The sequence below is a fragment of the Nocardioides rotundus genome (genome assembly GCF_019931675.1).
GTDB lineage: Bacteria > Actinomycetota > Actinomycetes > Propionibacteriales > Nocardioidaceae > Nocardioides > Nocardioides rotundus.
On record NZ_CP082922.1, the window covers coordinates 486,425 to 513,398 of the forward strand.

The 26,974-nt window shown below is 70.2% G+C and carries 25 protein-coding genes, 1 tRNA gene and 3 pseudogenes; 15 read left to right on the top strand and 14 right to left on the bottom strand.

The window, feature by feature from the left end:
- Positions 1-39: 39 nt before the first annotated feature.
- Together K8W59_RS02310 and K8W59_RS02315 are read left to right on the top strand one after the other, a co-directional pair.
- A complete protein-coding gene (locus K8W59_RS02310; RefSeq protein WP_223397155.1) occupies positions 40-1,251 on the top strand; it encodes an LCP family protein in 1,212 nt (403 codons plus the stop codon).
- Complete coding sequence (locus K8W59_RS02315; RefSeq protein ID WP_223397156.1) at positions 1,248-1,421, top strand: hypothetical protein; 174 nt, start codon at positions 1,248-1,250, stop codon at positions 1,419-1,421. The genes K8W59_RS02310 and K8W59_RS02315 overlap by 4 nt, the downstream gene beginning before the upstream one ends.
- Before the next feature lie 270 nt (positions 1,422-1,691).
- Here the strand turns inward: K8W59_RS02315 and K8W59_RS02320 are convergent, their stop codons facing one another.
- From K8W59_RS02320 to K8W59_RS02330, 3 genes are all read right to left on the bottom strand, one after another.
- Positions 1,692-2,060, bottom strand: coding sequence for a large conductance mechanosensitive channel protein MscL (locus K8W59_RS02320; RefSeq protein WP_223397157.1), 369 nt, complete (start codon positions 2,058-2,060; stop codon positions 1,692-1,694).
- Between the two features lie 64 nt (positions 2,061-2,124).
- Positions 2,125-2,778: a Flp pilus assembly protein CpaB gene (gene cpaB, locus K8W59_RS02325; RefSeq protein WP_223397158.1), complete on the bottom strand. Its 654-nt coding sequence runs from the start codon at positions 2,776-2,778 to the stop codon at positions 2,125-2,127.
- A gap of 63 nt (positions 2,779-2,841) precedes the next feature.
- Positions 2,842-3,192: an FmdB family zinc ribbon protein gene (locus K8W59_RS02330; protein WP_223397159.1), complete on the bottom strand. Its 351-nt coding sequence runs from the start codon at positions 3,190-3,192 to the stop codon at positions 2,842-2,844.
- 74 nt (positions 3,193-3,266) lie between these two features.
- On the opposite strand from K8W59_RS02330, the gene K8W59_RS02335 reads away from it, so the two are divergent.
- The gene (locus K8W59_RS02335; RefSeq protein WP_223397160.1) at positions 3,267-5,909 is read left to right on the top strand and encodes a penicillin acylase family protein; all 2,643 of its coding nucleotides are present in this window, start codon (positions 3,267-3,269) and stop codon (positions 5,907-5,909) included.
- Here the strand turns inward: K8W59_RS02335 and K8W59_RS02340 are convergent.
- Positions 5,869-6,486 (bottom strand): 5-formyltetrahydrofolate cyclo-ligase, encoded by a 618-nt coding sequence (locus K8W59_RS02340; RefSeq protein WP_223397161.1) that lies wholly within the window; start codon positions 6,484-6,486, stop codon positions 5,869-5,871. The two genes, K8W59_RS02335 and K8W59_RS02340, sit on opposite strands and share 41 nt — an antisense overlap.
- Before the next feature lie 23 nt (positions 6,487-6,509).
- Between K8W59_RS02340 and K8W59_RS02345 the strand changes: the two genes are divergently transcribed.
- The 8 genes from K8W59_RS02345 (at position 6,510) to K8W59_RS02380 (ending at position 12,341) form a co-directional block, all read left to right on the top strand.
- The gene (locus tag K8W59_RS02345) at positions 6,510-7,892 is read left to right on the top strand and encodes a UTP--glucose-1-phosphate uridylyltransferase (RefSeq protein ID WP_223397162.1); all 1,383 of its coding nucleotides are present in this window, start codon (positions 6,510-6,512) and stop codon (positions 7,890-7,892) included.
- The gene (glp, locus tag K8W59_RS02350; RefSeq protein ID WP_223397163.1) at positions 7,885-9,129 is read left to right on the top strand and encodes a molybdotransferase-like divisome protein Glp; all 1,245 of its coding nucleotides are present in this window, start codon (positions 7,885-7,887) and stop codon (positions 9,127-9,129) included. The genes K8W59_RS02345 and glp overlap by 8 nt, the downstream gene beginning before the upstream one ends.
- Positions 9,130-9,152: 23 nt before the next feature.
- Complete coding sequence (moaC, locus tag K8W59_RS02355; RefSeq protein WP_223397164.1) at positions 9,153-9,626, top strand: cyclic pyranopterin monophosphate synthase MoaC; 474 nt, start codon at positions 9,153-9,155, stop codon at positions 9,624-9,626.
- Positions 9,623-10,117: a MogA/MoaB family molybdenum cofactor biosynthesis protein gene (locus K8W59_RS02360; protein WP_223397165.1), complete on the top strand. Its 495-nt coding sequence runs from the start codon at positions 9,623-9,625 to the stop codon at positions 10,115-10,117. The genes moaC and K8W59_RS02360 overlap by 4 nt, the downstream gene beginning before the upstream one ends.
- The gene (locus K8W59_RS02365) at positions 10,114-10,716 is read left to right on the top strand and encodes a GNAT family N-acetyltransferase (RefSeq protein WP_223397166.1); all 603 of its coding nucleotides are present in this window, start codon (positions 10,114-10,116) and stop codon (positions 10,714-10,716) included. Before K8W59_RS02360 ends, K8W59_RS02365 begins: the two co-directional genes overlap by 4 nt.
- A gap of 65 nt (positions 10,717-10,781) precedes the next feature.
- Positions 10,782-11,594: a divisome protein SepX/GlpR gene (gene sepX / locus K8W59_RS02370; protein ID WP_223397167.1), complete on the top strand. Its 813-nt coding sequence runs from the start codon at positions 10,782-10,784 to the stop codon at positions 11,592-11,594.
- A 55-nt stretch (positions 11,595-11,649) separates the two neighbouring features.
- Positions 11,650-11,722, top strand: a tRNA-Ala gene (locus K8W59_RS02375).
- A gap of 34 nt (positions 11,723-11,756) precedes the next feature.
- On the top strand, positions 11,757-12,341 hold the full coding sequence (locus K8W59_RS02380; RefSeq protein ID WP_223397168.1) for a hypothetical protein: 585 nt from the start codon (positions 11,757-11,759) through the stop codon (positions 12,339-12,341).
- On the opposite strand, the pseudogene K8W59_RS20335 reads toward K8W59_RS02380, so the two are convergent.
- From K8W59_RS20335 to K8W59_RS02410, 6 genes and pseudogenes are all read right to left on the bottom strand, one after another.
- A pseudogene (locus K8W59_RS20335) lies at positions 12,324-13,412 on the bottom strand (recombinase family protein); the annotation flags it as partial. The gene K8W59_RS02380 and the pseudogene K8W59_RS20335 sit on opposite strands and share 18 nt — an antisense overlap.
- 147 nt (positions 13,413-13,559) lie before the next feature.
- On the bottom strand, positions 13,560-13,757 hold the full coding sequence (locus K8W59_RS02390; RefSeq protein WP_223397169.1) for a hypothetical protein: 198 nt from the start codon (positions 13,755-13,757) through the stop codon (positions 13,560-13,562).
- Entirely contained in the window at positions 13,757-14,380 is a 624-nt protein-coding gene (locus K8W59_RS02395) for a hypothetical protein (protein ID WP_397195940.1), read from the bottom strand. Before K8W59_RS02395 ends, K8W59_RS02390 begins: the two co-directional genes overlap by 1 nt.
- Before the next feature lie 18 nt (positions 14,381-14,398).
- The gene (locus K8W59_RS02400; protein WP_223397170.1) at positions 14,399-14,857 is read right to left on the bottom strand and encodes a single-stranded DNA-binding protein; all 459 of its coding nucleotides are present in this window, start codon (positions 14,855-14,857) and stop codon (positions 14,399-14,401) included.
- A 50-nt stretch (positions 14,858-14,907) separates the two neighbouring features.
- The gene (locus K8W59_RS02405; RefSeq protein ID WP_223397171.1) at positions 14,908-16,722 is read right to left on the bottom strand and encodes a type IV secretory system conjugative DNA transfer family protein; all 1,815 of its coding nucleotides are present in this window, start codon (positions 16,720-16,722) and stop codon (positions 14,908-14,910) included.
- The gene (locus K8W59_RS02410) at positions 16,719-17,297 is read right to left on the bottom strand and encodes a hypothetical protein (protein ID WP_223397172.1); all 579 of its coding nucleotides are present in this window, start codon (positions 17,295-17,297) and stop codon (positions 16,719-16,721) included. Before K8W59_RS02410 ends, K8W59_RS02405 begins: the two co-directional genes overlap by 4 nt.
- A 61-nt stretch (positions 17,298-17,358) precedes the next feature.
- Between K8W59_RS02410 and K8W59_RS02415 the strand changes: the two are divergent.
- The 3 genes and pseudogenes from K8W59_RS02415 to K8W59_RS02425 all read left to right on the top strand — a co-directional run.
- Positions 17,359-18,398: pseudogene (locus tag K8W59_RS02415) on the top strand (IS3 family transposase); the annotation flags it as partial.
- 226 nt (positions 18,399-18,624) lie between these two features.
- Positions 18,625-19,734, top strand: a complete 1,110-nt coding sequence (locus K8W59_RS02420; protein ID WP_223396521.1) for an IS110 family RNA-guided transposase — start codon at positions 18,625-18,627, stop codon at positions 19,732-19,734.
- 22 nt (positions 19,735-19,756) lie between these two features.
- Positions 19,757-19,993 (top strand): annotated as a pseudogene (locus tag K8W59_RS02425) (integrase core domain-containing protein); the annotation flags it as partial.
- Here the strand turns inward: K8W59_RS02425 and K8W59_RS02430 are convergent.
- Positions 19,941-20,312 carry a hypothetical protein gene (locus tag K8W59_RS02430; RefSeq protein ID WP_449866981.1) on the bottom strand — a complete coding sequence of 124 codons (372 nt, stop codon included), beginning with the start codon at positions 20,310-20,312 and terminating at the stop codon, positions 19,941-19,943. The pseudogene K8W59_RS02425 and the gene K8W59_RS02430 overlap by 53 nt on opposite strands.
- Positions 20,313-20,444: 132 nt before the next feature.
- Here K8W59_RS02430 and K8W59_RS02435 point away from each other — a divergent pair, with 132 nt between their 5' ends.
- Complete coding sequence (locus tag K8W59_RS02435; RefSeq protein ID WP_223397173.1) at positions 20,445-21,761, top strand: IS256 family transposase; 1,317 nt, start codon at positions 20,445-20,447, stop codon at positions 21,759-21,761.
- Between the two features lie 1,229 nt (positions 21,762-22,990).
- On the opposite strand, the gene K8W59_RS02445 is transcribed toward K8W59_RS02435, so the two are convergent.
- From K8W59_RS02445 to K8W59_RS02455, 3 genes are all read right to left on the bottom strand, one after another.
- On the bottom strand, positions 22,991-23,851 hold the full coding sequence (locus tag K8W59_RS02445; protein WP_223397174.1) for a hypothetical protein: 861 nt from the start codon (positions 23,849-23,851) through the stop codon (positions 22,991-22,993).
- 92 nt (positions 23,852-23,943) lie between these two features.
- Positions 23,944-25,407, bottom strand: a complete 1,464-nt coding sequence (locus tag K8W59_RS02450) for a PrgI family protein (protein ID WP_223397175.1) — start codon at positions 25,405-25,407, stop codon at positions 23,944-23,946.
- Positions 25,408-25,413: 6 nt separating this feature from the next.
- Entirely contained in the window at positions 25,414-26,907 is a 1,494-nt protein-coding gene (locus K8W59_RS02455) for a conjugal transfer protein TrbL (protein WP_223397176.1), read from the bottom strand.
- Positions 26,908-26,974: the final 67 nt, after the last annotated feature.

A 26,974-nucleotide genomic window follows, 5' to 3' on the forward strand; every position in this document is an offset into this window, starting at 1 on the left:
TGCGGACGTTTGAGCCCCTGACCTGCCGAGAGACCTTCCATGCCCCGCGACGACGTCCCCGAGGAGCAGCCCTCCGACGCGCCCGCAGACGCTGCGCCGGCGCGCGAAGAGTCCAAGGGTGGGCGGCGCAAGCGGGAGCGGGGCAAGCGTGCCACCGTGCTCAAGGTGCTCGGCGTGACGGTGCTCGTCCTCGCGCTGGCGACGGCGCTGACGGTCGTGTTCGTCGTCCGCCACCTCAACGGCAACCTCGAGGTCATCGACATCTCCGACAAGCTGCAGAACCGTCCGGAGAAGGAGGAGGTCGCCGGCGAGCAGGAGCCGCTGAACATCCTGGTGATGGGCTCCGACACCCGCCAGGGCGCGGGCAACGCGATCGACAAGGAGTCCGGCGCGGAGGCCTCCGACACCACGATCCTGCTGCACCTGTCGGCCGACCGGCGTACGGCGTACGGCATCTCGATCCCCCGCGACTCCGTCGTGGACCGCCCCGCCTGCGAGCAGGGCGCGATCCCGCCGGCGGAGAACGTGATGTGGAACGACGCGTTCACCCAGGGTGGGCCGGCCTGCACCCAGCAGCAGTTCGAGCAGCTGACCGGGGTCTACGTCGACGACTTCATCGTCGTGGACTTCAACGGCTTCAAGAAGATGGTCGACGCGATCGGCGGCGTCGAGGTGTGCATCCCCGAGACCATCGACGACCGGGCGCACGGCATCTATCTGGAGAAGGGCACCCGCGAGGTGGAGGGGCGCGAGGCCCTGGCCTACGTCCGGCAGCGGTACGCCGTCGGCAACGGCTCCGACATCGGCCGGATGAAGCGGCAGCAGGCCTTCATTGCCTCGATGGCCAACAAGGTCGTCTCGGCCCGGACGCTGGCCGACCCGGTGCGGCTGTTCCGCTTCCTCGACGCGGCCACCGAGGCGCTGCGGGTGAGCCCGGGCCTCCAGGACGTGCAGAAGCTCGCCGGCGTCGGCAGCCAGCTCAACGGCATCGGGCTGGACAACATCCAGTTCCTCACCATCCCGTGGAAGGTCGACCCCAACGACCCGAACCGGGTGGTGTGGGCGCCGGAGGCCAAGGAGGTCTGGAAGCGGATCGCCAACGACCAGGAGCTCACCGCGAAGCTCACCACGGATGCGATCTCCGCGGCGAAGCCGACCACCACCAAGACCGACGGCCAGCACAAGACCGAGTCCCCGGAGGAGAAGGCCGACCGGCAGCAGGCGCTCAAGGACGCGGGGCTGTGCGGATGAGCGAGCAGGAGCGCGAGCGCGCGGCGAAGCGGCGCCGGATTGCGGAGATCTTCGGCGACGTGCTGCCCGAGAGCACCCGCGACGACCGGGACGACACGCCCCGCGAGCGGAGCGGCGAGAGCGCCGGCGACCGCTGGCTGCGCGACCAGGTGCCCCCGCACCACGGCTGAAGGCCGCCGTACCACCGGCTGAGTGCCGCGGCTCGGCGGGCGCCGCCGTACCCCCCACCGCACTTGTAAAGCGGTGTTCGGCGATCCTCTGCGGCGCTCCGGGATCCTCTGCGGTGTTCGAACACCGCATCAGAACTCCGAACACCGCTTTACATTTCCGATGGGCGGGGGAGAGTCGGCGCGGCCTGGGCGCGGGCTGGCCCCGGACAGCAGTCGACCCCGCCCGGCGAGCCGGACGGGGTCGAAGCTGGGGAGGTTCTGTGCGAAACCTCAGACGCTGCGGTTGGTGGCCAGCAGGTCGCGGATCTCGGTGAGCAGCGCGATGTCCTCGGGCGTGCCCTCCTCGGCCTTGGGGAAGTACTTGTCCTGGGCCTTGGTGTAGGGCACCACGACGAAGAAGTAGACGACGAACGCCAGGATCAGGAAGGCGATCAGGGCGGTGAGGAACGGGCCGACCAGGATCCCGCCGGGGGCGAACTCGTCGAAGTTGGGCTCCTTGCCGCCAGTGACCTTGGAGATCGCGGACAGCAGCATCCCGGTGAAGGCCGCCACGACCGCGGCGAACGACGTACCGATGATGACCGCGACGGCCAGCTCGACCAGGTTGCCCCGGAGGATGAAGTTCTTGAAACCGGACATGAGGGTGTCTCTTTCCTTGTTCGAGGTCCCCGACGATGTACCTCGGGCAGGACAGCCCGTGACACTAGCGGTTCAGCGAGATACTGAGAAACTCCAACACCGCCGCGTCGGCAACTTCATCCCGAAGTTCCGGTGTCACCCCGATGACCACCAGGCGCCCGCCGGTGGGCCCGCCGCCCATTGAGTCGCCCGCCGTCTCCGGCGGAAGCGCCAGCACGGGCGCGTCCTCCAGCAGCACCTCGGACCCGCCACCCTGGGGGTCGGTGGCGATCAGGTCGATCCGGTCGCCGGCGGTCAGCAGCGCCACCGCCCCCGCGTCCGGAATCCGGACCGGTACGGCGGACAACTCGGGGTACGACGCGAGCAGGCCGCCGCGCAGCAGGCGTACGTCGGTCACCTGCTCGCCCCGCCGCACCGGCGTCGACAGCAGCTGCCCGACCGGGTCCGCCACCACCCCCGCGGCCACAGCGTCCGGCGCGACCCGCCGCTCCTCCAGGTCGTCGGCGGCCAGCAGATGCCCCGCGGGCAGGTCCCGCGCGGCCACCAGCAGCGCCCGGGTCTCCGGGGGAGGGCCGGCCACGGCGCGCACCCCGGCGGCGACCGCCACCGCGACCAGCAGGGCGGCAAGCAGCCGACGGCGGCGCAGCACCACTCGGCGTACTCCCCGGCGGGCGCGGGCGAGCCGGGACGGAGGGGCGGGGGCCTGGGGAGCGCTCATGACGCCCCACGGTAGGCAGCGCGCGGCCCGCGCGGGGGCGTTGTCCACAGGCCCCCGGACGGCTCAGCTGCTGCTGCCGCCCGAGGCGGTGCCGGCGCTGCTCGACGACGAGCCCGACGACCCGCCGGAGGAGGAGGCCGAGGAAGAGGACGACGACGAGGACCCCGAGCCGGAGTCGGCCGAGGACGAAGACGAAGACGAAGAAGCAGACGATGAGGACGAGGAGGACTTCGCGGCCTCGCGGGAGTCGTTGCGGTAGAACCCCGAGCCCTTGAAGACCACGCCGACGGCGTTGAAGAGCTTGCGCAGCTTGCCGCCGCAGACCTCGCACTCGGTGAGCGCGTCGTCGGTGAAGGACTGGAACCGCTCGAAGGCGTGGCCGCACTCGGTGCACTTGTACTGATAGGTGGGCACGACCGGGCGACCTTTCCGTCGAAGGCGAGGCGCGCTGGCACTCGCAGGGGCTGACTGCCAAATGGTACGGCACAATGACCAACACCATGACCCAGGAGACGACGGCCGATCGCCCGCCGCGCAAGGATCACTGGATCGACATCTTCTGGGCCCTCCCGGCGGTGGCGCGCTGGACGGTCTACAGCGTGCTCGGCCTGGTCCTGCTGCTCGTGCTCGGCACGCTCGCCGGCGCCGGCGTCGTGCGCAGCTCCTTCCCCGAGAAGGACGGCGCCGTCGACGTGCCCGGCCTGGACGGCCGGGTGCAGGTGCTCCGGGACGCCAACGGGATCCCGCAGATCTACGCGAGCACGATGGCCGACCTGATGCGCGGCCAGGGATACGTGCACGCCCAGGAGCGGTTCTTCGAGATGGACGTGCGGCGGCACATCACCTCCGGACGGCTTGCGGAGATGTTCGGCCCCAGCGCGGTGGAGGTCGACCGGACCGTCCGCACCATGGGCTGGCGGCGGGTCGCGGAGAAGGAGCTCGGGCTGGTCAGCCCGGACACCCGGCGCGCGCTGGACGCCTACGCCGAGGGGGTCAACGCCTACCTCGCGGGGAAGGACAACCTCGATCTCGCGGTGGAGTATGGCGTCCTCGCCGCCGGCGGCCTGGACTACACCCCCGAGCCGTGGACCGCGGTCGACTCGCTGGCCTGGCTCAAGGCGATGGCGTGGGACCTGCGCTCGAACATGACCCAGGAGATCGAGCGCGTCCTGGTGGGCGCCTCGCACTCGCCGACGCAGGTGGCCGAGCTGTTCCCGGACTACGACGAGCGCCGGGCCACCCCGATCGTTACCCAGGGCGCGGTGGTCGACGGCGTCTTCGAGCAGGACGCGACCCGCGCCGCGAGCCGCAACCCCGCCCGCCCCGGCTGGTCGGCCGATCAGGCGGACCTCTTCAGGGGGGTGCAGCGCGCGCTGGACCGGTTGCCCGCGCTGGTCGGCCGCGGCGACGGCATCGGGTCGAACTCCTGGGTGGTCGACGGCAAGCACTCCGCCACCGGCCAGCCGTTGCTGGCCAACGACCCGCACCTGGCCGCCGGCGTCCCCGGCATCTGGATGCAGATGGGCCTGCACTGCACCGAGGTGAGCGCGAGCTGCCCGATGGACGTCTCCGGCTTCACCTTCTCCGGCGTTCCGGGCGTCATCATCGGCCACAACCGCGACATCGCCTGGGGGTTCACCAACCTCGCGCCGGACGTGAGCGACCTCTACCTGGAGCGGATCCGTGGCAACCGGTGGAGGTACGACGGAGGCTGGCGGCCGCTGAAGACCCGCACGGAGACCATCGAGGTCGCGGGCGAGGAGCCGGTGGAGATCACCGTCCGCGAGACCGCCCACGGGCCGCTGCTCTCCGACGCCGACCCGCAGCTGCGGGCGGTCAACGAGGCGGAGCGACCACCGGACGCCCAGCCGTCGGAGGAGTACGGCGTCTCCCTGCAGTGGACCGCCCTGGAGCCGAGTGCCACCGCTGACGCGATCCTGGGCTTCAACAAGGCGAGCAACTGGGCGGAGTTCCGCAGCGCGGCCGAGGACTTCGCCGTACCCTCCCAGAACCTGATCTATGCCGACCGCTCCGGACGGATCGGCTACCAGGCACCGGGGCGGATCCCGATCCGCAAGTCCGGCAACGACGGCACGACGCCGTCGGAGGGCTGGCGGCCCGAGAACGACTGGACCGGGGACTACATCCCCTTCGACGGGCTGCCCAGCGTGCTCGACCCCGAGGAGGGGTTCATCGTCACCGCGAACCAGAAGGTGATCGGCGAGGACTACCCCTACTTCCTCACCGACGACTGGGACATGGGCTACCGCAGCCAGCGGATCCGGGACCTGATCGAGCAGGAGGGGGAGCTGACCGTCGCCGAGATGGCCGACCTCCAGCTCGACGACCGCAACCCGCTCGCGCCCGCGCTGGTGCCGCGGCTGCTGGACGTGGAGCACGTCGGCGGCGACTTCTACACCGCGGGGCTGCGGCTGCTGGAGCGGTGGGACTACCGCCAGGGCGCCGACTCCGCCGCGGCGGCGTACTTCAACGCCGTCTGGCGCGCGCTGCTCGAGCGCACCTTCGCCGACGACCTGCCCGAGGAGGTCGTCGTCGACGGCGGGGACCGCTGGATGGCGGTGGTGACCGAGCTGCTCGACGACCCGGCCAGCCGCTGGTGGGACGACGTCGAGACCGAGAACCGGGTCGAGACCCGCGACGACATCCTGCGGGCCGCGATCCGGGACGCGCGGCGCGACCTCACCCGGCGGATGGGCCCCGATCCCGACCAGTGGGCGTGGGGCCGCCTGCACCGGCTGAACCTGCGCAACAACACCCTGGGGGTCTCCGGCGTCGGACCGGTCGAGTGGCTGGTCAACCGCACCGACTTCCCCGCCTCCGGCGGCAGCGCGGCGGTCAACGCGACCAGCTGGGACGCGTCGTTGGGATACGAGGTGACCGCGGCGCCGTCGATGCGGATGGTGGTCTCGATGGCCGACCTGGACGACTCGCGGTGGATCAACCTCACCGGCGTCTCGGGGCACCCCTTCGACAAGACCTACACCGACCAGACCGAGCTCTGGCTGCGCGGGGAGACGCTGGCGTGGCCGTTCAGCCGGGAGGCCGTGGACGCGGCGACCGAGGACACCCTCACCCTCGAGCCGGCCGCTCCGGAGTCCGTAGGCGAGTGACGCCGGACGGGGTGGCGACCGCGTGCACGGTCTCGTCGTGGGCCTCGGCCGGTACGTCGCGCCCGACCTCGTCGTCGAAGAGCAGCACGCAGCGCCAGCGGTCCGCCGGGACCCGGGCCAGCGCCTTGTCGTAGCAGCCGCCGCCCTTGCCCATCCGCACCCCGGCGGCGGAGACCGCCATGCCCGGCACCAGCAGCACGTCGGCCTGCGCGACCGCGTCCAGGCCCAGGTGCGGCGTGGCCGGCTCGAGCAGCCCGAAGCGCGCGGGGGCGAGCGAGTCCGGGCCCTCGTAGGCCGCCCAGTCCAGGTCCAGCTCCCGGGTCGTCACCGGCAGCAGCACCCGCTTGCCGGCCGCGAGGAGCCGGTCGAGCAGCAGCCCGGTGCCCGGCTCGGAGCCCACCGCGACGTAGGCCGTCACCGTCGCCGCCCGGCGTACCTCCTCGGCCGCGAGCAGGTGGTCGGCGAGCCCCTCGGCGGCCCGCGCGAGCTCGGCGACGTCGCGGCGGCGGCGGGCGGTGACGAGCTGGTCGCGCAGGGCGGTCTTGGCGGCGGGGGCGCCCGAGTGGTCCGGATGCACGGGACAAGCCTACGATCGAGGGTATGGGTAGCCCTGGACTCAAGCGCGCCCGCGCGAAGATGGCCGACGCGGGAGTGGAGGAGACCGCGATCGAGGTCTTCTCCCACTACTACCGCCTGCTCGAGCACGGCGAGACCGGCATGATCCCCGAGTCGAGCATCGACCCGCTCGACATGGAGTCGTTGGCCGACGTCACCGTGTCCGACGAGGACGGCGTCGCGGCGCTGCGCACGACCGCGGTGATCAAGCTCAACGGCGGGCTCGGCACCTCGATGGGGATGGACCGTGCGAAGTCGCTGCTGTGCGTGCGGCGCGGGATGTCCTTCCTCGACGTGATCGCCCGGCAGGTGCTCCACCTGCGGGAGAGGTACGACGTCCCGCTGCCGCTGATCTTCATGAACAGCTTCCGCACCTCCGCGGACACGATGGCCGCCCTGGAGCGCTACGAGACGCTCGCGGTGGACGGCCTGCCGCTGGAGTTCCTGCAGAACAAGGAGCCCAAGCTCCTGGAGAAGGACCTCGCGCCGGCGTCGTACCCCAAGAACCCCGACCTGGAGTGGTGCCCGCCCGGCCACGGCGACCTCTACACCGCGCTCGTCGGCACCGGGCTGCTCGACCAGTTGATCGAGCAGGGATACGAGCGGGTGTTCGTCTCCAACTCCGACAACCTCGGCGCCGTCGCGGACCCGCGGGTGGCCGGCTGGTTCGCCGAGTCCGGCGCGCCGTTCGCGATCGAGGCGGTCAAGCGGACGCCGTCGGACAAGAAGGGCGGCCACTTCGCCCGGCGCAAGAGCGACGGCCGGATCGTGCTGCGGGAGACCGCGCAGACCCTCCCGCAGGACCTCAAGGACCTGGCGGACCTGAGCCGGCACCGGTTCACCTCCACCAACAACCTGTGGTTCGACCTCAAGGCGATGAAGCAGGCGCTGGTCCAGCGCGAGGGCGTGCTCGGCCTGCCGCTGATCCGGAACGTGAAGAACCTCGACCCCAGCGATGCCTCCACGCCGAAGGTGATCCAGATCGAGACCGCGATGGGCGCGGCGATCGAGGTCTTCGACGGGGCCCGCACGATCGAGGTCGGTCGGGACCGGTTCGTGCCGGTCAAGACCACCAACGACCTGCTGGTGCTGCGCTCGGACGTCTACGGCATCGGCGAGGACTACGTGCTGAGTCAGGAGCCCGACGCGGTCCCCTACATCGAGCTGGACCCGGAGTTCTACAAGTTCCTCGCCGACTTCGACCAGCGCTTCCCCGAGGGCGCGCCGTCGCTGCGGGGGGCCACCTCCTTCAAGGTCAACGGCGACTGGACGTTCTGTCGTGAGGTCGAGGTTCGGGGCGACGTGGAACTGCAGCGGCCGCGCTCGGGCGACCGGGTCGACGCGGGGCGGGTTTTGGGCGATGACTGACCCCGGCCATCCCTCGCCGGAGCCGATCAGCGTCGAGGAGCTGCAGCGACGGGTCCTGGACGGCGTCGAGCCGCTCGGGCACTTCCCGCAGCCGCTGATGGAGACGCTCGGGCTCGCCGCCGCCGAGGACGTGCACTCGCCGATCGCGTTGCCCAGCTTCGACAACTCCGCGATGGACGGGTACGCCGTCGTCGCGGCCGACGTCGCCACCGCGACGGAGGAGTCTCCGGTTCACCTGCCGGTGGTGGGGGAGATCGGCGCCGGGCGCGCCCAGATCCTGGCGATGTCGCCGGGCACCGCGGTCAAGATCATGACCGGTGCCCCGGTCCCGGCGGGCGCCGACGCGGTGGTGCCCTATGAGTGGACCGACCGCGGCGTCGCCCAGGTCCGGATCACCCAGGCGCCCGAGGTCGGCCAGCACATCCGCCGGGCCGGGGAGGACGTCGCCGAGGGCGACCTGCTGGTCAGCCACGGCACCGTGCTCGGGCCGCGGCACCTCGGGCTGCTCGCGGCCGTGGGGCGGGCGACCGTCGAGTCCCGCCCGCGCCCCCGCGTGGTGATCATCTCCACCGGCTCCGAGCTGCGGGAGGCCGGCAGCCCGCTGGGCCACGACGGCATCTATGACGGCAACTCCTACCTGCTGGCCGCCGCGGTGCGGGCCGCGGGCGGGATCGCCTACCGCGTCGGCATCGTCCCCGACGAGCCGCGCGCCTTCATGGACGCGCTGTCGGACCAGCTGGTCCGCGCCGACCTGGTGGTGACCTCCGGCGGCGTCTCCCAGGGCGACTTCGACGTGGTCAAGGAGGCGCTCTCGCCGCTGGGCACCGTGTGGTTCGGCCCGGTGGCGATGCAGCCGGGCAAGCCGCAGGGGTTCGGCCACGTCGGCGAGGACCGGGTGCCGATCTTCACCCTCCCGGGCAACCCGGTGTCGTCCTACATCTCCTTCCAGGTCTTCGTGCTGCCCGCGATCCGGCGCCTGATGGGCAAGCAGCCGCTGATCCGCCCCACCGTCCGGGCCCGGCTCACCGGCGACATCCGCTCGCCCCGTGGGCGGCGACAGTTCGTCCGGGCGGCCTACGACCCCGCCGAGGGGGCGGTCAGCATGGTCGGCGGCCACGGCTCGCACCTGATGGGTGACCTCGCCGCCTCCGACGCGCTGGTGGTCGTTCCCGAGGACGTCACGCACGTGCCCGCCGGGCGCGCGGTCGACGTACTCCTGCTGGACGCCGACTTCTGAGCGCTAGCGTCTAGGGTCGACCCATGAGCGAGCAGCGCCTCACCCACGTCGACGAGACCGGCGCGGCCCGGATGGTCGACGTCTCGGAGAAGCAGCCGACCAAGCGGGTCGCGACCGCCAGCGGCAGGGTCCTGGTCAGCCCCGAGGTGGTGGCCCTGCTCCGCGGCGAGGGGGTGCCGAAGGGCGACGCGCTCGCGGTGGCCCGGATCGCCGGGATCATGGGCGCCAAGCAGACGCCGGCCCTGATCCCGTTGTGCCACCCGCTGGCGATCTCCAAGGCCGAGGTCGACCTCGACGTCGCCGACGACGCGGTCGAGATCAGCGCGACCGTCGCCACCACCGACCGCACGGGCGTGGAGATGGAGGCGCTCACCGCGGTCTCGGTCGCGGCGCTCACCGTGGTCGACATGGTCAAGGCGGTCGACAAGGGCGCGGTGATCTCCGACGTCCGCGTGGAGACCAAGACCGGCGGCAAGTCGGGGGACTGGGCCCGATGAGCGAGTCGCTGGCCGAGCCCCTCACCGGAGCGGTCGTCGTCGCCTCCAACCGTGCCGCGGCCGGGGTGTACGACGACACCACCGGCCCGCTGATCCACGACTTCCTCTCCGGGCTGGGCTTCGTGACGCCCGACCCGTTCGTCGTACCCGACGGCGCCCCGGTCGGCGAGGCGATCCGCGCGGCCGTCGACGGCGGCGCCCGCGTCGTCCTCACCACGGGCGGCACCGGCCTGACCCCGACGGACAGGACGCCGGAGGTGACCCGGGAGTTGCTGGACCGCGAGGTGCCGGGCATCGCCGAGGCGATCCGGGCGTACGGCGTCGCGCAGGGCGTTCCCTCCGCGGTGCTCTCCCGTGGCCTGGCCGGGGTGGTGGGCGAGTGCCTGGTGATCAACCTGCCCGGCTCGCGCGGCGGGGTGAAGGACGGCCTGGCGGTGCTCGAGCCGTGGCTGGTGCACGCCGTGGAGCAGATCCGGGGCAGCGACCATTGAGCCACCCCGGCTGGCCGGCCACCATCGAGCTGGACGAGATCCGGCTGCGCCCGATCCGGTACGCCGACGCGCGCGCCTGGCGCGAGGTGCGGATGCGCAACCGGTCCTGGCTGCTGCCGTGGGACGCCACCGTGCCGCCCGGGGTGGGCGATCGCCCGGCGAGCTTCCGTGAGCTGGTCGCGCTGCTGCGACGCAACGGCCGGAACGGCGCCGGCCTGCCGTTCGCGCTGGACGTGGAGGGCCGCTTCGCCGGGCAGGTGACGGTGAACAACGTGGTCCGCGGCTCCGCGCAGATGGCGTCGATCGGCTATTGGATCGACCAGGCGTGGGCGGGGCGCGGGGTGATGCCGCGCGCCGTCGCGGTGGTCGTCGACCACTGCTTCTTCGAGGTCGGTCTGCACCGGATCGAGATCGCCATCCGTCCGGAGAACTCCAACTCGCTGCGGGTGGTGGAGAAGCTCGGGCTCGGCGAGGTCGGGTTCGCGCCGCGCTACCTGCACATCGACGGGCAGTGGCGCGACCACCGGATCTTCGCGGTGACGCGTGAGGAGGCCCCCGCGGGGCTGCTGCCGAGGGTGCGGAACCTGAGCGGAGGCTAAGTCTTTCTCGACACACCCGCGCACCTGCGGCCCGCGTGGGTCATGCGTCCTTAACCTCTATGTCCGTGGGATCCCCCGACGTTTTCATCTTCCTGGCCGTGGTGGTGGCCTGGGCCGTCTACCTGATTCCGAAGGCGCTCAGTCACCACGAGGAGGCGGTGCGCTCCCGCTCGATCGACCGTTTCTCCGACACGATGCGGGTGCTCGCGCGTCGTGAGCCGGTGAACTCGCGCAACGCCCGGCTGGTGCTCCAGCCCGGTCGCGCCGCGACCTCGACCCAGGTGTCGACCAAGGGTCCGGGCCTCTCACCCGCGCAGCAGCGCGCCCGCCGTGAGGCCGCGCGTCGCGCCACCAAGCGCCGCCGCAACGTGCTGCTGGTCCTGCTGCTGGCGACCCTCACCGTGGCCGGCTTCGCTGCCGCGAATCTGATCTCGTGGGGCTACCTCGCGATCCCCGCAGTGCTCGTCGTCGCGTGGCTGGTCACCTGCCGGGTGATGGTGAAGGGCGAGCGGACCGTCGCCGCGCCGGCCCGTGTCGAGGCGCCGGCCGAGGAGCCCGCGGAGACCGTCGACCCGCGGCACCCCGAGTCCTTCGAGGTCAGCCGCAACGACGACGGCTTCGACGAGGTGGCGCCCAGCGCGACCACCGCGGTCACCGCCGCCGACCCGCGCCTGTGGGACCCGCTACCGATGACCCTGCCGACCTACGTCGACGCCCCGGCCGCCCGCCGTACCGTCCGGACCATCGACCTGGACTCCACCGGCGTGTGGAGCTCGGGCCGCAACGAGATCGACTCCGCGCTCGCCCGCGAGGCCGAGGAGTCCGAGCGCGCCGCCCGTGACGCCGCCGCGGACCGGGGCCGCGCCACCGGGTCCTGATTGGGGAACAGACCGGCCCGGCTGGTATGTTCTGTCACCGCACCACCCGGTGCATGGGGCTGTGGCGCAGTTGGTAGCGCGTCTCGTTCGCAATGAGAAGGTCAGGGGTTCGAATCCCCTCAGCTCCACGTAAGTTGAGAAATTCGAAACCTGCCCCGCCTGATGGCGGGGCAGGTTCGTTTCTGGGACCGGATGGGTCACCTCGTCCCCGCGCGCCTGGGTGAGGACAGCGGCAACTGGCTCGGCATGTACGAACGCGATGTGTTCGTCCTCGTCGATGATGATCCGTTTGAACAGCGCGCGGTTGAGGATGCGGCGTTCAGCAGGCTGGCACTTGCTGTAGAGGTCGCCGAGGTCGGTGAGCATACCGACGATCTCATCAAGACCCTCGTGCGCGTTCATGTAGGAGTTCGCGAGACTGTCGAGTCGGCTGGTGATCGCGTCGAGGCTGGTGCGGATGCGGTCCTGTTCGGTCTTGAGCAGGTCGAGTGGGATGGCGTCGGCGTAGTGGGCTTGGACGAGCTTGAGGCGTTCGGCTTCGAGGTTGTTACGCTGTGCGGTCAGCACGGCGCGTTCATCGTCGCTGGAGGATTCGAGCTGGTCGAACACCTGGTGCAGGACTTCGCTGACGCGCTGGGCTTCCTCGGCGGTGAGGCCGTTGGTGCCGTAGTCGCGTTCGATGCGGTCCTCGATGCGTTCGGCGAGGATCGCCGAGCGGGTGCAGCCGTTCTTCTTGCGTCGCCCTGAGCAGGTGAAGTACTCGTAGCGATCGCCCTGCTTGTCACGGGGCCGTTCGATCATGAGCTTGGCGCCGCACGAGCAGCACACGGTCCCCTTGAGGTAGTGGTCGTACTTCTGGGGCCTCTCGCCCACGGCGTTCTTCGCATCGAGTTGCGTCTGGACGCGCAACCACGTGTCCGTGTCGACCAGCGGGGTGTGGGCGCCCTCGTAAGTGACGCCACGGAAGGTGACGGTGCCCTGGTAGTAGGGATTGGTCAAGACCTTGTGCAGCCCCGTGGTGCTGACTGGTTTCGCCGGCTGGGAGGGCGTGGACCGGGTGGTCAGGCCACGGGTCTTCAACTCACGTGCCAGAGAGGACAGGGACCAGTCCCCGGTGGCGTAGGCGGTGAACGCGAACCGGAGCAGCTCGGCACGGTCGGGGTCGAGTTCGACGTCGCGGACTTCCCGGCCGTTGGCATCGGTGGTGCGCACGTTCAGGTAGCCCAACGGTGCCTTGGTCGGGGTGCCGCCGATTGAGGCCTTCTGCGTCATCCCTTTGACGACTTCCTGGGCGAGGTTGAGGGAGTAGAACTCTGCCATCGAGGCGAGGATGCCGTGCATGAGCATGCCGGAGGGTGACTCGTCGATGTTCTCGGTGACCGAGACCAGGGTGATGTTCGCCCCCCGCAGGGTGGAGTGGATGATGGCGTCATCGAGCCGGTTGCGGGCCAGCCGGTCGACCTTGTTGATGATGCAGTACCGCACCGGGTTCGCGGCGATGTAGTCCAGCATCTCCTGCAACGCTCGCCTGCGGGCGGTCTTGGCAGACTCGCCGGGCTCGATGAACTCCTTGACGATGACCGCGCCGAGCTGTTCGGCCTTGCGCTGGGCGGCTTCACGCTGAGCGGGGATGGACAGGCCTTCTTCGAGGCCGTTGCGGGTGGCCTGGTCCTTGGTGGAGACCCGCAGGTAGGAGATCGCCGGCGTCAGGTCGTCCGGCCTCTCTGCATGTGCCGACGCCGCCTGTTGGGCTTTGTCGGCGGCCAGCGCGCGCAGTGCCGCGAGGTCGAGGCCGGAGGGAAGGTCGAGGAACGTCATCGGGTGACCGCCTTTCAGGTGCCCAACTGTGGGTTGGGCGTCTGGGGCGCCGGATGGCGGTCACGTCAGGATTCGAAAAGAACACCCCTGGGGGCGGGGTTTAGGGTCGGTGCCAGCGACGCCGTGATCGTCGTGTGGCGTCTGATTCTACCGTCTGGGTGTGAGCAGGTGCCGGAGGTGCTTGCCTGCTTGGGCGGTGACCTCGTCGTCGGCGGCTCGCAGGGCCAGGCGGATGAGGACTTCGGCGATCTTCTCAGCGTCGATCTCCTCACGCCGGTCGAACCGAACGCGGACCGGCCGGTCCGCGTCGGCCCGGTTGGCTTTGCGCCTGTAAGAGCGCACCATCAGCGTGTCCCTTGCTCACGGTCACCGGTGCGATGGTCGAACAGTTCCCCCGTGGCGTCGTCGATGGTGGCGAAGAACGCATCTTCGGCGGCTTGCCGTTGTCGGACCTGCTCGTCGACGAAGTCGACGAACTCATCGTCACGGTCAGCGATCACGACGTCCTCCATGGGTGGTGCGGGCTCTTCACCTGGCCAGGTGGTCTGCCGGGTGGGGCGGTCCCGGTCGAGGCGAGTGCCGGAAGCAGCGACCCAGTCGCGCAGCCGCGCCCGGGCGTCGGCGAAGTCGCGGTGCCAGCCGATGGGTGCGGACCCGTTCTGCTCGGGGTCGTAGGCGCACAGCCAGTGCAAGTGAAGGGCGGATAGCTCCCAGACCAGTTCGGGGTGGTGGTGCCAGAATGGCGGGATCACGGCGGCGGGAAGCCCGTAGGTGTGGCGGAGCCAGTCGACCCACCGGTTCAGCTCCAGCCATTCCTGTTCCAGGTCGTGGGCGGAGAGCAGGTTCCAGTTGACCGGGTGCGGTGGTCCGCCCATCGGCTCAGTGGCCATCTGCTCGCCGAGGTCGTCGTCCAGGTCGTCAATGAGGTCGCTCTCGTCGGGCTCCTGGGGCGGCGTCTGGTCGCTCATGGTGCTTGCGTCTCCCGTTCAGTGGCCCAGCACCGGCGCATCGGCAGCCGGCCGGGCTGGTGGCGGGTCGAACGCCTGGTTCTGCTCACGGGTGACGTTCTCGCGGTCTGCTGTCCGGCGGGGTGTGCGGTCCACCTCGTAGCGGGTGCGGGCGGTGTCGTGGCCGATCTTCTTGGCCACGAACTCCTCGCCCTCGATCTGTTGCCCGTCGCGGGTGTAGGAGTACTCGTGCGCGTAGCCTTCGGCGACGAAGTTGTCGCCTTTGGCGAACCGCTCGTAGGCGCGTTCGGCGGTCGCCCGGTACAGCACAAGGTTGCTGAAGCTCGGCTCCAGCTTCGTGAACGATCCGTCCTCTTCGCGGCGGTAGTTCTCCTGCCCGAACCGGGCATAGAACCGTGCGTCACCGTTCTCTGTGGTCGTGAGCTGGGGATCAGTGGCGATGAACCCCGAGATGGACTGCTGCGTGCGGATAGCCATCGGACCTTCTCCTGACGATCAATGGCGACCACCAGGACGTGGCCGCTGTGTCAGGCAGGTGCACGCCCCTCCCCAGGCAGGGCTCGCGGCTGTCCGGGGTGGCGCAGCAGCGCTTCGATTTCGGCCCGGTCGGTCTTCAGCTGGGTCGCGTCAGGCCGGGTCGGCCAGGCGCGTAGGTCGGTGATGATGGGTGGTGCGGCGCGGAGGAGGGTGACGCCGGTGCCGAACGGGAGTGTGCGGATGCGGTCGGGTGGGAGGATCGGGACGCGGCGGATGGAGCGTTGGTTGGAGCGGGTGCCGTGGTCGCCGACGGTGACGGAGTCGGTGTACTCGTCGCGCTCACCGATGAGGGTGGACAGGTCTTGAAGGTCGCGGCTGTTGGAGGCGCCGCCGAGGATGATCTTGACGATGGAGGCGTCCCAGATCGCGCCGGCCTGGTTGTCGGACCACTTGTCGCGTGCCTGGGCGAGGGACTGGAGCACGGGCAGGGTGGTGATGCCAGTGCCGCCGCCTTCGGCCATCAGCGTTGGAAGCGAAGGCAGGGGGGCGAGGTTGCCGATCTCGTCCAGGGCAAGCAGCAGGGGCGGGTCGAGCCGGGCGCCGGGTGAACGGGCCGCGATCCTGCGGGCGGTTTCGATGAGGTCTTCGACGAACGCAGCCACCAGGGCCGCGGACGCCCCGGCGCCGGCGCCGGTGGCGAGTAGGTAGAGGGTGCCGCGGTCGGTGATGAAGTCCTCGGGGTCGAAGTCCTCACCTGGTCGTGGCGTCACGGTATCCAGTACGCGGGGGTCGGCAAGGGCGCCGAGGGCCAGCGCCACGCCTTGCCAGATGGAGTCGCGGGTCTTGGGGTCGGCGTCGATCATCGCCCCGAGGGAGTCCGCCCACCCGGTGGCGGCTAGGGGTGAGTTGGTGAGGATCGCGACGGCTTCGGCCGCTGCGGAGGGGTCGAGTGTCCAGCGGAACAATTCGGCCGGTGGCCGGTAGTCGAGGGCGGCGGCGTGCAGGAGGGCTTGGAGGGCGGTGCGGGTCTTGCCTTCCCAGAAGCCGCCGGCTTCGACACCGCCGGCGGACAGCCCGGTGGCGGCGGCCAGTCCGGTGGCACGGATCATGGCCGTCAGCGGGTCCTGGCAGCCGCGGATCGGGGACCAGCGCAGCCCGGCGGGGATGCCCTCGGCCAAGTGCTGGGGGTCGAACACCGCCACCGGGCCGAGACGCTCTCGGGCGCGGAGGGTGGCGGTGAGGTTGTCCGGCCGGGTGCTGGTGGTGACTACTGCGCCGGGGGCGTCCAGGATCGTGGGGATGACGATGTGCAGGCCCTTGCCGGAGCGGGGTGGGCCGATGAGCAGGATCGAGTCCTCCACGGACGCCCACACCTGCTTGCCCCGCGCGGTGCCGATCAGGTAGCCGACATCCTCCGGGTCTGGGTCGGTCAGCGAGGGCCGTAGCGTCGAGGCCCGTTTCAGCAGCGCTTTGGCGGAGGCTGTTTCGGTGACTTCCTGGGCGGTGGCGGTCCCGGCGAGGCGCCGCGGGTCACGCGCGACCTTCCGGGAGCGCCGGCGCAGCCGCACCCACACCCAGGCACCGATGGTCACGAGTCCTGAGAGCAGGAGCGCGGTGGTGCCCCAGTACACAAACGGATTGAGCCCGTCGGCGGCCAGCGCGCTTGCCGGGTCACTGGGGTTGAACAGCACCCCGAGGCCGGCCGCCGGACCGGCGTCGGGTTGCGGTGTGCCGGTGAGGAACGCCGCCACCGAGGCGGAGGCGCGCAGGATGAGGGCGACGCCGAACATGCCGATCAGGGCGATGAGCGCGGCGTTGGTCAGCTCGTCGCCGTAGGAACCGCTCTGCCGCTGTGGAGCGTTCATGGAAGCTGCTGAACGTGGATGGTGCCGGAGACTCGCCCGAGCAACACGACCTCGCCCGTGTCGTTGGCCCGCGCCCATGTGAGCTGATGCTTGTCGAGGAGGGCGCGGACATCGCCGGTGTGGGAGGCATCGGTGTGGGAGACGATGACCGCGACGGCCACGTCCTCACCCGGCACGAATCCGTCCGCGGAGACCTCGACCAGGACCGGTCCATGGCTGTCATCTTGGGCGCCCTTGGTCTTGGCGTGCTTGCTCCGCCGGTCCTTCCTGTCGGCCTCGGGCGGTTCGGGTCTGGTGTGTCGGCGGGCGTGGATGATGTCGGTGAACACGGTCCCGTCGCTCTCGTGCACCTCGATGCGGACCGTGATCGTTCGGTCCTGGGTGATGGCGTCCACCAGGGTGCCGAAGCTGCTTCGGGTCCACGCCTCGCCCTCCGATGGTGCAGGGAAGTCGGTGCCGTCGACGGTGACGTCCAAGCGGCCGGTCTCGGTGACGGTGATGAGCACGTGGGGCAGCACGACCGGGGTCTGATCCGGTCCCTGCCGGGAGGTGCGGTGTGGGGGTTTGCGGGTCATCACTTCACCCTGAACCGCCCCGGGTCTGGTGGAGGCATTGATCCCACGGAAGGGTGGAGTCATGCCAGCACCGAAGAAGTACCCGGTCGAGCTTCGTGATCGGGCGATTCGTTTGGTCGAGGATCTGCTTGCCGATCCCGACCTCGAGCTCTCGGTCACCGGCGCGTGCAGCCGGGTGTCGGAGCAGCTGGGCATCAACCGCGACACGTTGCGGGGCTGGGTCAAGCAGGCCCAGATCGATGCCGGGACCAAGCCAGGCCTGTCGACCGACCAGCAGCGCCGGCTCAAGGAGCTGGAGGCCGAGAACCGTGAGCTGCGGCGGGCGAACGCGATCTTGAAGACCGCCTCGGCTTTCTTCGCGGCGGAGCTCGACCGCCCATCGCCACGCTCGTGAGGTTCATCGACGAGCACCGCCACGACAGGGTCGATGGCAGGGAGTTCGGGGTCGAGCCGATCTGCAGGGTGCTGTCCGAGCACGGCTGCAAGATCGCCCCGGCGACCTACTGGGCTCACGCGAAGCGACCCGCGTCGGCCCGGGCGGTTCGGGATGCGGAGCTGATCATCGAGATCCGCCGGGTTCATGAGTCGAACTACGGGGTCTATGGGGCCCGCAAGGTGTGGCGTCAGCTCAACCGCGAGGGCATCGAGGTCGCCCGCTGCACCGTGGAGCGGCTGATGGCTGCCGATGGCCTGGCCGGAGCGGTCCGGGGCGCCAGCAGGCGCACCACCCGCCCCGACCCCGCTGCGCCGCGGCCGGAGGACCTGGTCGAGCGGCAGTTCGTGGCTGTTCGTCCCAACGAGCTGTGGGTTGTGGACTTCACCTACGTGGCGACCTGGTCGGGGTTCGTCTACGTCGCCTTCTGTGTCGACGTCTTCGCCCGGGTGATCACCGGCTGGCGGGTGTCCCGGTCGATGAGCACCGACCTGGTGCTGGACGCCCTCGAGATGGGGATCTGGCAACGCCAGCGCGAAGGCCACTCCATCCAGGGGCTGGTGCATCACTCGGACGCGGGCAGCCAGTACACCTCGATCCGCTACACCGAGCGGCTCGCCGAGGCCGGCGCGAAGCCCTCGATCGGGTCGGTCGGGGACTCCTACGACTGTGAGAAGAATCAGGGGCTGCCTGGCCGGGTCTGACCCTTGCTTACGACTGGCCGCGGTGCCTTGGCGTTGATCTGTCGGCGCCGGCCAGGTGGCGATCAACGCACACGCCGGCTGGCCGGGAGGGCGGTGACCGAATAGGGGCCTGATCGCCAAACCTGACCCATCACAGTCCTGTCCTACCCGCCCGACCAGCCCGACCAGCCAGCAGATCAGGAGGGCAGCCATGACCAGCATGACCGTCGAACCCGCCGAGCAGGTAGCCGCCGACGTCACGAGTCGGCAGATCATCATCGGTGTCGACACCCACAAGTACGCCCACGTCGCGGTCGCCTTGGACCACCTCGGCGCACGGCTCGCTGCGCAGCATGTCGCGGCGAACCGCGAGGGATACGCGCAACTCGAGGCTTGGGCCGCCTCGTTGGCCGGCAACGGTCGCGTGATCGCTTACGGCGTCGAGGGCACCGGCAGCTACGGAGTCGGCCTGGCCAGTTTCCTGCGCCGCACCGGCCACCGCGTCATCGAGGTCAACCGCGGTGACCGGCGCGGCCGTCGCAGCAACGGCAAGAGCGACACCCTCGACGCCGAGGCCGCCGCGCGTGCAGTACTCGGCGGCCAAGCGACGGCGATCCCGAAGTCCGCCGACGGCACCGCCGAGATGATCCGACAGATCAAGATCGCCCGGGACACCGCGCGGAAGGCCAGGACCAGCGCGATGATCACGCTCAAGGCGCTGATCGTCACCGCGCCCGCGGACCTGCGCGAGCACCTCGCCGGGACATCCGACAAGGTCCTCATCAACCGGTGCGCCTCGTTGCGTCCGGGAGCGGTGACCTCACCGACCGCGAGTGCGAAGCACGCGCTACGGACGCTCGCGAAGCGCTACCAAACGCTGGACGCCGAAATCCGCGAGCACGACACGATCCTCGACGACCTCACCCGCGCCCACGCACCCACCCTGCGTGAAGGACTGGGCATCGGCGCCGACACCGCCGCCGAGGTCCTCATCGTCTTCGGCGACAACCCAGAACGCGTTCACTCCGAAGCCGCGTTTGCCAAGCTTTGCGGCACCAGTCCGGTCCCTGCCTCATCAGGCATGACGAACCGGCACCGGCTCTCACGAGCCGGTCACCGCGAAGCGAACGCCGCCCTCTACCGAGCTGTGATCGTCCGGATGAGGTTCCATCAGCCGACCATCGATTACGTCGCCCGACGCACTGCCGAGGGGCTGTCTAAACGCGACATCATCCGGTGCCTCAAGCGTTACCTCGCCCGCGAGGTGTACCAAGCCGTGATGACCGACCACCGCGCCCGCCGGGGCGAGGCGCCACAATGAAGTCTTGACCTATAGGGGCGTCAACGCCATGGCCGAATCGATCATCGGCCTGTTCAAGACCGAAGTCATCAGACGGCGCGGTCCGTGGCGGAACCTCGACGACGTCGAGATCGCCACACTGGAGTGGGTCGACTGGTTCAACAACCGGCGCCTCTTCGAGGCGCTCGGCAACATCCCACCGGCCGAGGCCGAAGCCACCTACTACCTCACGCAGCACGAGTCTGAGACCCTCGAAATGTCAGAACCGAGCCTCCACTGAACCCGGGGCGGTTCACCCCCGAGGTGAGCCGGGAGCTGGTGTCGAACAGGGCCAGTTCGGCGGGGTGCAGCTGGTGTTGGGTCACGAAGGCCCGGTGTTTGATGCGCCACAGTCCCTGCCCGACCCCGAGGGTGGGCAGGAGTTTCTGCTCGGTGCCGGTGAGCCCGAGCGCTTGGGCGGTGGGGCCGAGCTGATCGGACTCCTGCCGGTAGACGATGCGGGTCTCGGCGTTGGCCAGCAGCGAGTTCGCCAGCGACCGCATCGCGGAGCCGGCGTCGCCGACGTTGTCCAGATCAGAGAGTTTGTGGAAGATGAGCATGTTGGGGGTGTCAGATGGTTTGTGTAAGGGGTCGGTCTCAGCAAAGGAATGATGATGAGTGCTGTGACCGAAGGAACCGGGCGACCGGATTACAAGAAGGCGTCCGCTCAGCGGCGCGCTGATCGAGCGGACATGCCGGGCTCGAGGGCTGCGGCCGAACTCGCCGCGTCGGGTGCGTTGGACGGGCTGTTCGCGAAGATCGATTCCGGCGAGATCGAGCTGACCGGCGACGGTGGGTTCATCCCGGGCCTGATCAAGGCCACCCTCGAACGCGGGCTCCAGGCCGAGCTCACCGGCCACCTGGGCTATGAGAAGGGCGCGCCCGAGGCGTCGGCGGTGTCGAACTCGAGGAACGGCACGACCCCGAAGAAGGTCGCCACCCAGACCGGGGACGTCGATCTGGCAATCCCGCGCGACCGCGACGGGACGTTCACCCCCACGCTGGTCCCGAAGGGCAGCCGGCGCCTGTCAGGGCTCGATGAGATGATCATCTCTCTCTACGCGGGCGGGATGACGGTGCGCGACATCGGCCACCACCTCGCCTCGACGATCGGGACCGAGCTGTCGCACGAGACGATCAGCAACATCACCGACGCGATCGCCGAGGAGATCGTGGAGTGGCAGGCCCGGCCACTCGAGGCGTTCTACCCGGTGGTCTACCTCGACGCGATCGTGGTCAAGGTCCGCGACGGCGCGCACGTGATCAACAAGTCCGCCCACATCGCCGTCGGGGTCGACATGGACGGCATCAAGCACGTCCTGGGGATCTGGATCCAGACCTCCGAGGGCGCGAAGTTCTGGGCCGGGGTGTGCGCCGAGCTCGCCAATCGCGGCGTGCGTGACGTGCTCATCGTGTGCTGCGACGGCCTGGTTGGGCTGCCGGAGGCGATCGAGGCGACCTGGCAGCACGCGACCGTGCAGACGTGCGTGGTGCACCTGATCCGGGCCTCGATGCGGTTCGTGTCCTACAGCGACCGCAAGGCCGTCGCGAAGGCGTTGAAACCGATGTACACCGCGGCCAACGACAAGACCGCACGCGAGGCGTTCGCGGCGTTCCAGGATTCGATCTGGGGCAAGAAGTACCCCCACGCCGTGGCGACCTGGGAAGCGGCGTGGGAGCGGTTCATCCCGTTCTTGGCGTTCCCGCCCGAGCTACGGCGGGTGATCTACACGACCAACAGCATCGAGTCGTTGAACTACCAGCTCCGCAAGGTCACCAAGAACCGCGGCCACTTCCCCAACGACGACGCCGTGGTGAAGCTGCTGTGGCTGGCGATCTGCAACATCGAGGACAGACGAGCCCGCGAGCGGGCCAAGGAACGCGGGAAGCCCGCCGCCGAGCGCAAGGCCAAGCCGCGACTCGTCGAGGGCCAGGTCGTGACGAACTGGAAGCAGGCCCTGGCCCAGCTCGCCATCGCATACCCCGAGCGCATCAACCCCTACCTGTAAGACAAACCAACCACGAGAGACCGACCGCTTACACAGAAATCTTGACAAGCTCAGCATGTTCGCGATCCCGTAATGCCGTGCCAGGCGCCAGTGGGCGTCCATCCGGCGCAGCAGCGCCGGATGGGACATCAACCGCCAGGCTTCGTCGTAGATCACCCACCGCTGACCACCGCCGGGGTCCAGCAGCGCGGACTCCATCCACGCGCTGGAGCAGGTCATCAGCACGCTGATCAGGGTGGAGTTCTCGGTGACCCTCGACAGGTCCAGAGAGATCATCGGCAGTGACGGGTCGAACGCGACGGTGGAGGGACCGTCGAACAGGCCGGCGAGGTCGCCGGCGACCAGTCGGCGCAGCGCGTGGCCGACGAGCCGACCGTCCTCGGCCAGCCGCTCATCGGCATCCGCGCCGGGGGTGAGGATGCGGTCGACGACCATCGGCAGGATCGGCACCTCGTTGTCGCGGACCGTCTCGGTGAGGGCCAGGTCGATGGCGGTGTGCTCCAAAGGTGTCAGCCCCCGGGCCAGGACCGTCTCGGCCAGCGCACCGATGAGGTCGCGACGACGGGAGGCGACCGTCATAGCCCACTGTGCATCCGACAGCCCTGAAGGGCGGTGACCTTCGTCGAGCGGGTTCAGACGGGTGTTCAGGCCGTGGCCGAGGACGATCGCCTTGCCGCCGACCGCGTTCGCGACGGCGGTGTGCTCGCCCTTCGGGTCACCGGGGACATACACCCGCCGCCCGAACGGCAACGACCGGGTGTAGAGCGCCTTGGCCAGCGACGACTTGCCGGAGCCCACAATGCCGGCCAGGACGACGTTGGGCGCGGTGATGATGCCGCGGGCGTAGAGCACCCAGGGGTCGTAGACGAAGGACCCGCCGGAGTAGAGGTCTTGACCGACGAACACCCCGTCAGCGCCCAGGCCGCCTTCGGCCACAAACGGATACGCCCCGGCCAATGTCGCCGAGGTGTCCTGATGGCGCGGCAGCCGGAACCCGCCCGGGGTCCGCAGCGCCGCCGGGCCGAGCTCACCGGCAGCGGGCAGATATCTCGTGGCCTTGCGTTCGGCCTTCTCCGCTTCGGCTTTCGCTCGTGCTGCGGCTTGCTCGGCCCGGTGCTGCTCGGCCCGGAGTTTGGCGGCGGCGCGGTGGCGCTGTTTGCGCAGCCGCCGGCGTTCCGCGGCCGGGGCGACCAGGACGGAGGCGTGCAGGCGTTCGGTCTCGCGGGCGCTCACAGCGACACCCCCCGCCCGGCCGACTGTGAGGAACGGGCGGGAGCGGCGAACCAGTCCTTCTCCGGCCCAGCAGTTGTCCGCTGCGACCGCCCCGGCGTCAGCGACGCTGCGGAGCGCGGTGTGCTCGCATCGAGGGAGCCAACGCCGCCGATGGCCTGGCGAGCGGACACCACGTCTGTCTCGTCGAGAGCCGGATCGAGCGGAGCGGTGTGCGCCCGGAGCAGGCTGACATGTCCCATCGCCGCGTTGTAGGTGAGGGTGTAGTCACCCTCGGCGACCACCCGGTCGAGCGGCCCGGTCGGGGGTTCGTCGTAGACGTAGCCGTTCTCCAGGGCCGCGTCGGTGGTCTCCTCCCCGTAGTCCCAACCGCGCAGATACTGGATGGCGGCGTCGGGGCCGTCACGGTCGATCAGGTCCAGCACCTCGTCGGCTTCCTCGCCTTGCAGGAACACCACGCTGACCCACCGCCGGGCCGCGGTGTCGGTCGGGGCATCCGTGGTGATGGCGGGCTCGGGGTGCCAGGCGATCCGCCCGGAGTGACCGAAGGCCACGTCGAGCCGGTCATGGACCTGATCGAGCAGGGTGCCGGCCTGGTGCAGCTCATCGGCGGCGGCCAGCGCGCTGCGCGTCCCGGCGCGGTGATCGCCGTCGTCATCGTGAGCCCGGCGCCGGTGGGTCAGGTGCGCGCTGGCGAGCTGGTCGAGCACCTGCCGCAGCGACCGCACCCCGGCGACCAGGTCACCGAACACGGCGTAGGTGTCGGCCGGGTTGTCGAAACCCCGGCTCGCGTGGGCCAGACCGCGCAGCGCTTCGGATGCCTCGGCGGCGTCTTTGAGCGGATCGTGGTACGTGGGCATGAGGCCTCCTGTGACGAGAGCAAAGCCCGGAAGAGGGCTCGTCTCCCAGGTGCACCGCGCGCCCCTACGTCGGGACCGGCGTGATCTGCCGGTCAGATGCGGCGGCACAGCGGCAATGCCGCGGCGGTGAACGCCGCGGCCTGCTGCCCGACCAGAAGCCGGGTCTCGCAGGAGGCTTGGATCGCGGCCTGCTCGATCGCCGCAACCCCGGCCTCCAACTCCTCGACGGTGGGTGCGGAGACGCTGATCAGCCCGGTGTAGCGCAGCACGCCGTGGCCGGCGGTCAGGTCGGCCTCCTGCTGGAGCACGTCGTGGTACTCGGCGATCTGGGCGGCGTCTTCGATCTGCCCGATCTTCGCGCGCTGCGCGGCGTCACTGATGTGTTCGACCTTCTTCTTGCGGATGTCCCGGGCGGCCTGGTCCGAACGCAGCGGGGTGCAGAGCAGCGAGAACGACCGTTGGATGCCGGTGGACAGCAGCACGGGGGACAGGAACCCGGGGTAGACCATCGAGCGCGGCCATTCCGAGACCCACAGCACGGCATGGTGGGCCGAGTCGGTGCGCAACCTGGTCCAGGACTCGTTGACCGCCACGGGGCCGGCGGTGGCGATGTTCTGCCCAAGTTCACCGTGCCGCTCCAGGGTCGCGGCGATCGCCGGGTCGTAGGCCGATCGGAGGATGACCGCGATCTGTCCCGGGGTCAGCCACACCGAGGGGGTGAGGTCGGCCGAGCGCAGCGCCGCGACCAGGGTGGCCATCTCCTGGCGCAGCACGGCGGCGGCGCCGCGGATGCCGCCGCCGGCGGTCCTGATCTGCCGCGCCGCGGTCTTCATGTCCAGCGACAGCGACACAGTGGTGGCGTGCCGTTCCCCGGCGGGACCGGCCCGGTCGATGAGTTCGGCGTAGGTGGTGGCGGCCCAGGAGTCATCGGCGCTGCCGTGGGCGGCCCACCATTCGGCCAGCCCGGTGCCGGAGTCGGGCAGAGTCCGTTCCAGGACTTGCAGGGTCGCGATGCGTCCGGAGCGGCAGGCCGTGGCCAGCACCCGGCCCCAGGAGGTGACGCGCCGTTCCTGCTCACCGGGGTCGAGCAGCACGAACGCCGGATGGCTCACCTCGCACACGACGGTCAGGGTGGCGGCGGTGGGGTCGTGGATCATCCCGGCACTGGTCTCGGGGTCGGTGTACTCCCGCAGCCGGGCCATGTCCCCGGGCAGTGCGAGGGTGCCCACCGGCCGCGGCGTGACGATTCGGCGCCGGTACAGCAGCTGCCCGCCGGTGGTGCGCCACAGCCACCAGCACGCCACCGGCAGCCATTCCACAGCTGGGCGTCCGGCGATGGGTATCCAGGTCAGCGCGGCGGCCAGCACCCAGATCGGGGCGGTGTAGGCCAGCAGGATGCCGCCGCCGGCGTAGAGCGCGCCCACGACGGCCAGGACGCCGATGGCCAGGGTGATGAGCTGGGCCAGCGAGAGGCCGAGGAGGATGCCGCGGCGGGTGAGCCGGGAGAACTTCACCGGCACCAGCTCGGTCGAGGAGTGGGTGTGCTTGGCGCTCATGGCCGCTCACTCCTTCCCGGTCGGCTTCGGCGCCGGCGGCGGGCTCGGCCTCGGCGCAGGCGGCGAGCTCGGCTTCGGTGCTGGCGGAGAGCTGGGCTCCGGCGGCTGCGACGGACCCGCCGAGGGTGTCCTCGGCTCCGGGGTGGACGGCGCCTTGGGTCCGTGCGCGGCTGAGGGCGGGGGTGCCGGCGGTGGAGGGGGCGTGGCGCCGGCCTGGCTGGCGCTGTCGGCGGCGGCCTCGGCCTGACTAGCGAGGGCTGCGCCGGCCTTGGGGCCAGCGGTGGCCGCGTCCTTGGCGACCTTTCCGGCGATGACCGCGGCCGCGGCCGGACCAGCGGCCGCACCCGCACCCGCACTCGCCCCGGCTCCTGCACCGGCTCCTGCGCCGGCTCCGGCACCGCTGGCTCCTGTAGAGCCGGCGGCGGCGCCTCCACCAGCGGCACCCGCCCCGCCACTGGCTGCTTGGGGGGCGGCGGTCTTCGGCTGGGGCGGAGCCTTCCCACCCCCACCACCACCGGTTCCACCGCCGTTGCCGCCAGTCCCGCTGGTGGTGCCCTCACTGCCGCCGTCGAGGACCTTCTTCGGTCCGTCGCCGGCGGGTTGGGTCGGGGTGGGGATGGGCCGGTTGAGGGCGTTCTTCGCGTCCTGTTCGGACCCGATGGCGTGGTACATGTCGAAGCCGATGAAGCTGATGAACTTGTACGTCAGGTAGGGCGCGAACGCGGCCATCGCCATCAGCACGATCCCGGCCAGCGGGTCGCTGATCGAGGACAGGTCCGCATCGATCGGCGCTGAGACCTGGGTGACGGCGACCAGGAACATCACGACCAGGACGAGCTTGGAGCAGATCAGCGCGATGACGAACATCGCCCACTTGCCGATCCACCCCCGCGAGGCATCCCACGAGGCGCCGGAGAACGCCAGGGGTGCGAACACGATCGCCACCAGCAGCAGCGCTTTCCGGATGAGCAGGGAGAGCCAGACGATGGCCGCGGCGGCGATGGCCAGCCCGGCGAGGAAGATCGTGATGATCGCCCCCACCCCTGGGGCGGCGATGTTGATCCCGACCAGCCCGGCGGCCAGCAGGGTGATCTTGTCGCCCATCGACTCGGTGGTCTCTCCAGCGGCTTCGATGATCCCGATGCACAGCTGGTCGACGATCTCCAGCAACAACGCGGTCAGCGTGATGACCACGAACGAGCCGAGCACGGATTTGACCAGTCCGAGCGCGGCGCGGGACAGGGCGGTGGGGTCGCGGCGGATCAGCCCGGTGATGAGCTGGAGGCAGAAGAAGATCAGCATCACGAACACGGCGATGCCGAACAGGATGTTGTAGACGGCCACGTATTCCGGGCGGGTGACATCGACGAGGGTGGTGGTGTCGAACACGGCCCAGACGGCCTCGAACAGCCACCCGGCGGCGGCACCCATGGCCTGGGCAAGCCAATCGAACGGGGCCGCGACCAGGGAGGCCGCGGCTTCGCCGGCGGTGTCGCACACCGCGGAGATGATGGGGACGTCGCACACACCCACCGCAGATCACCCCTTGTATTCCGGTGTTGGTGGG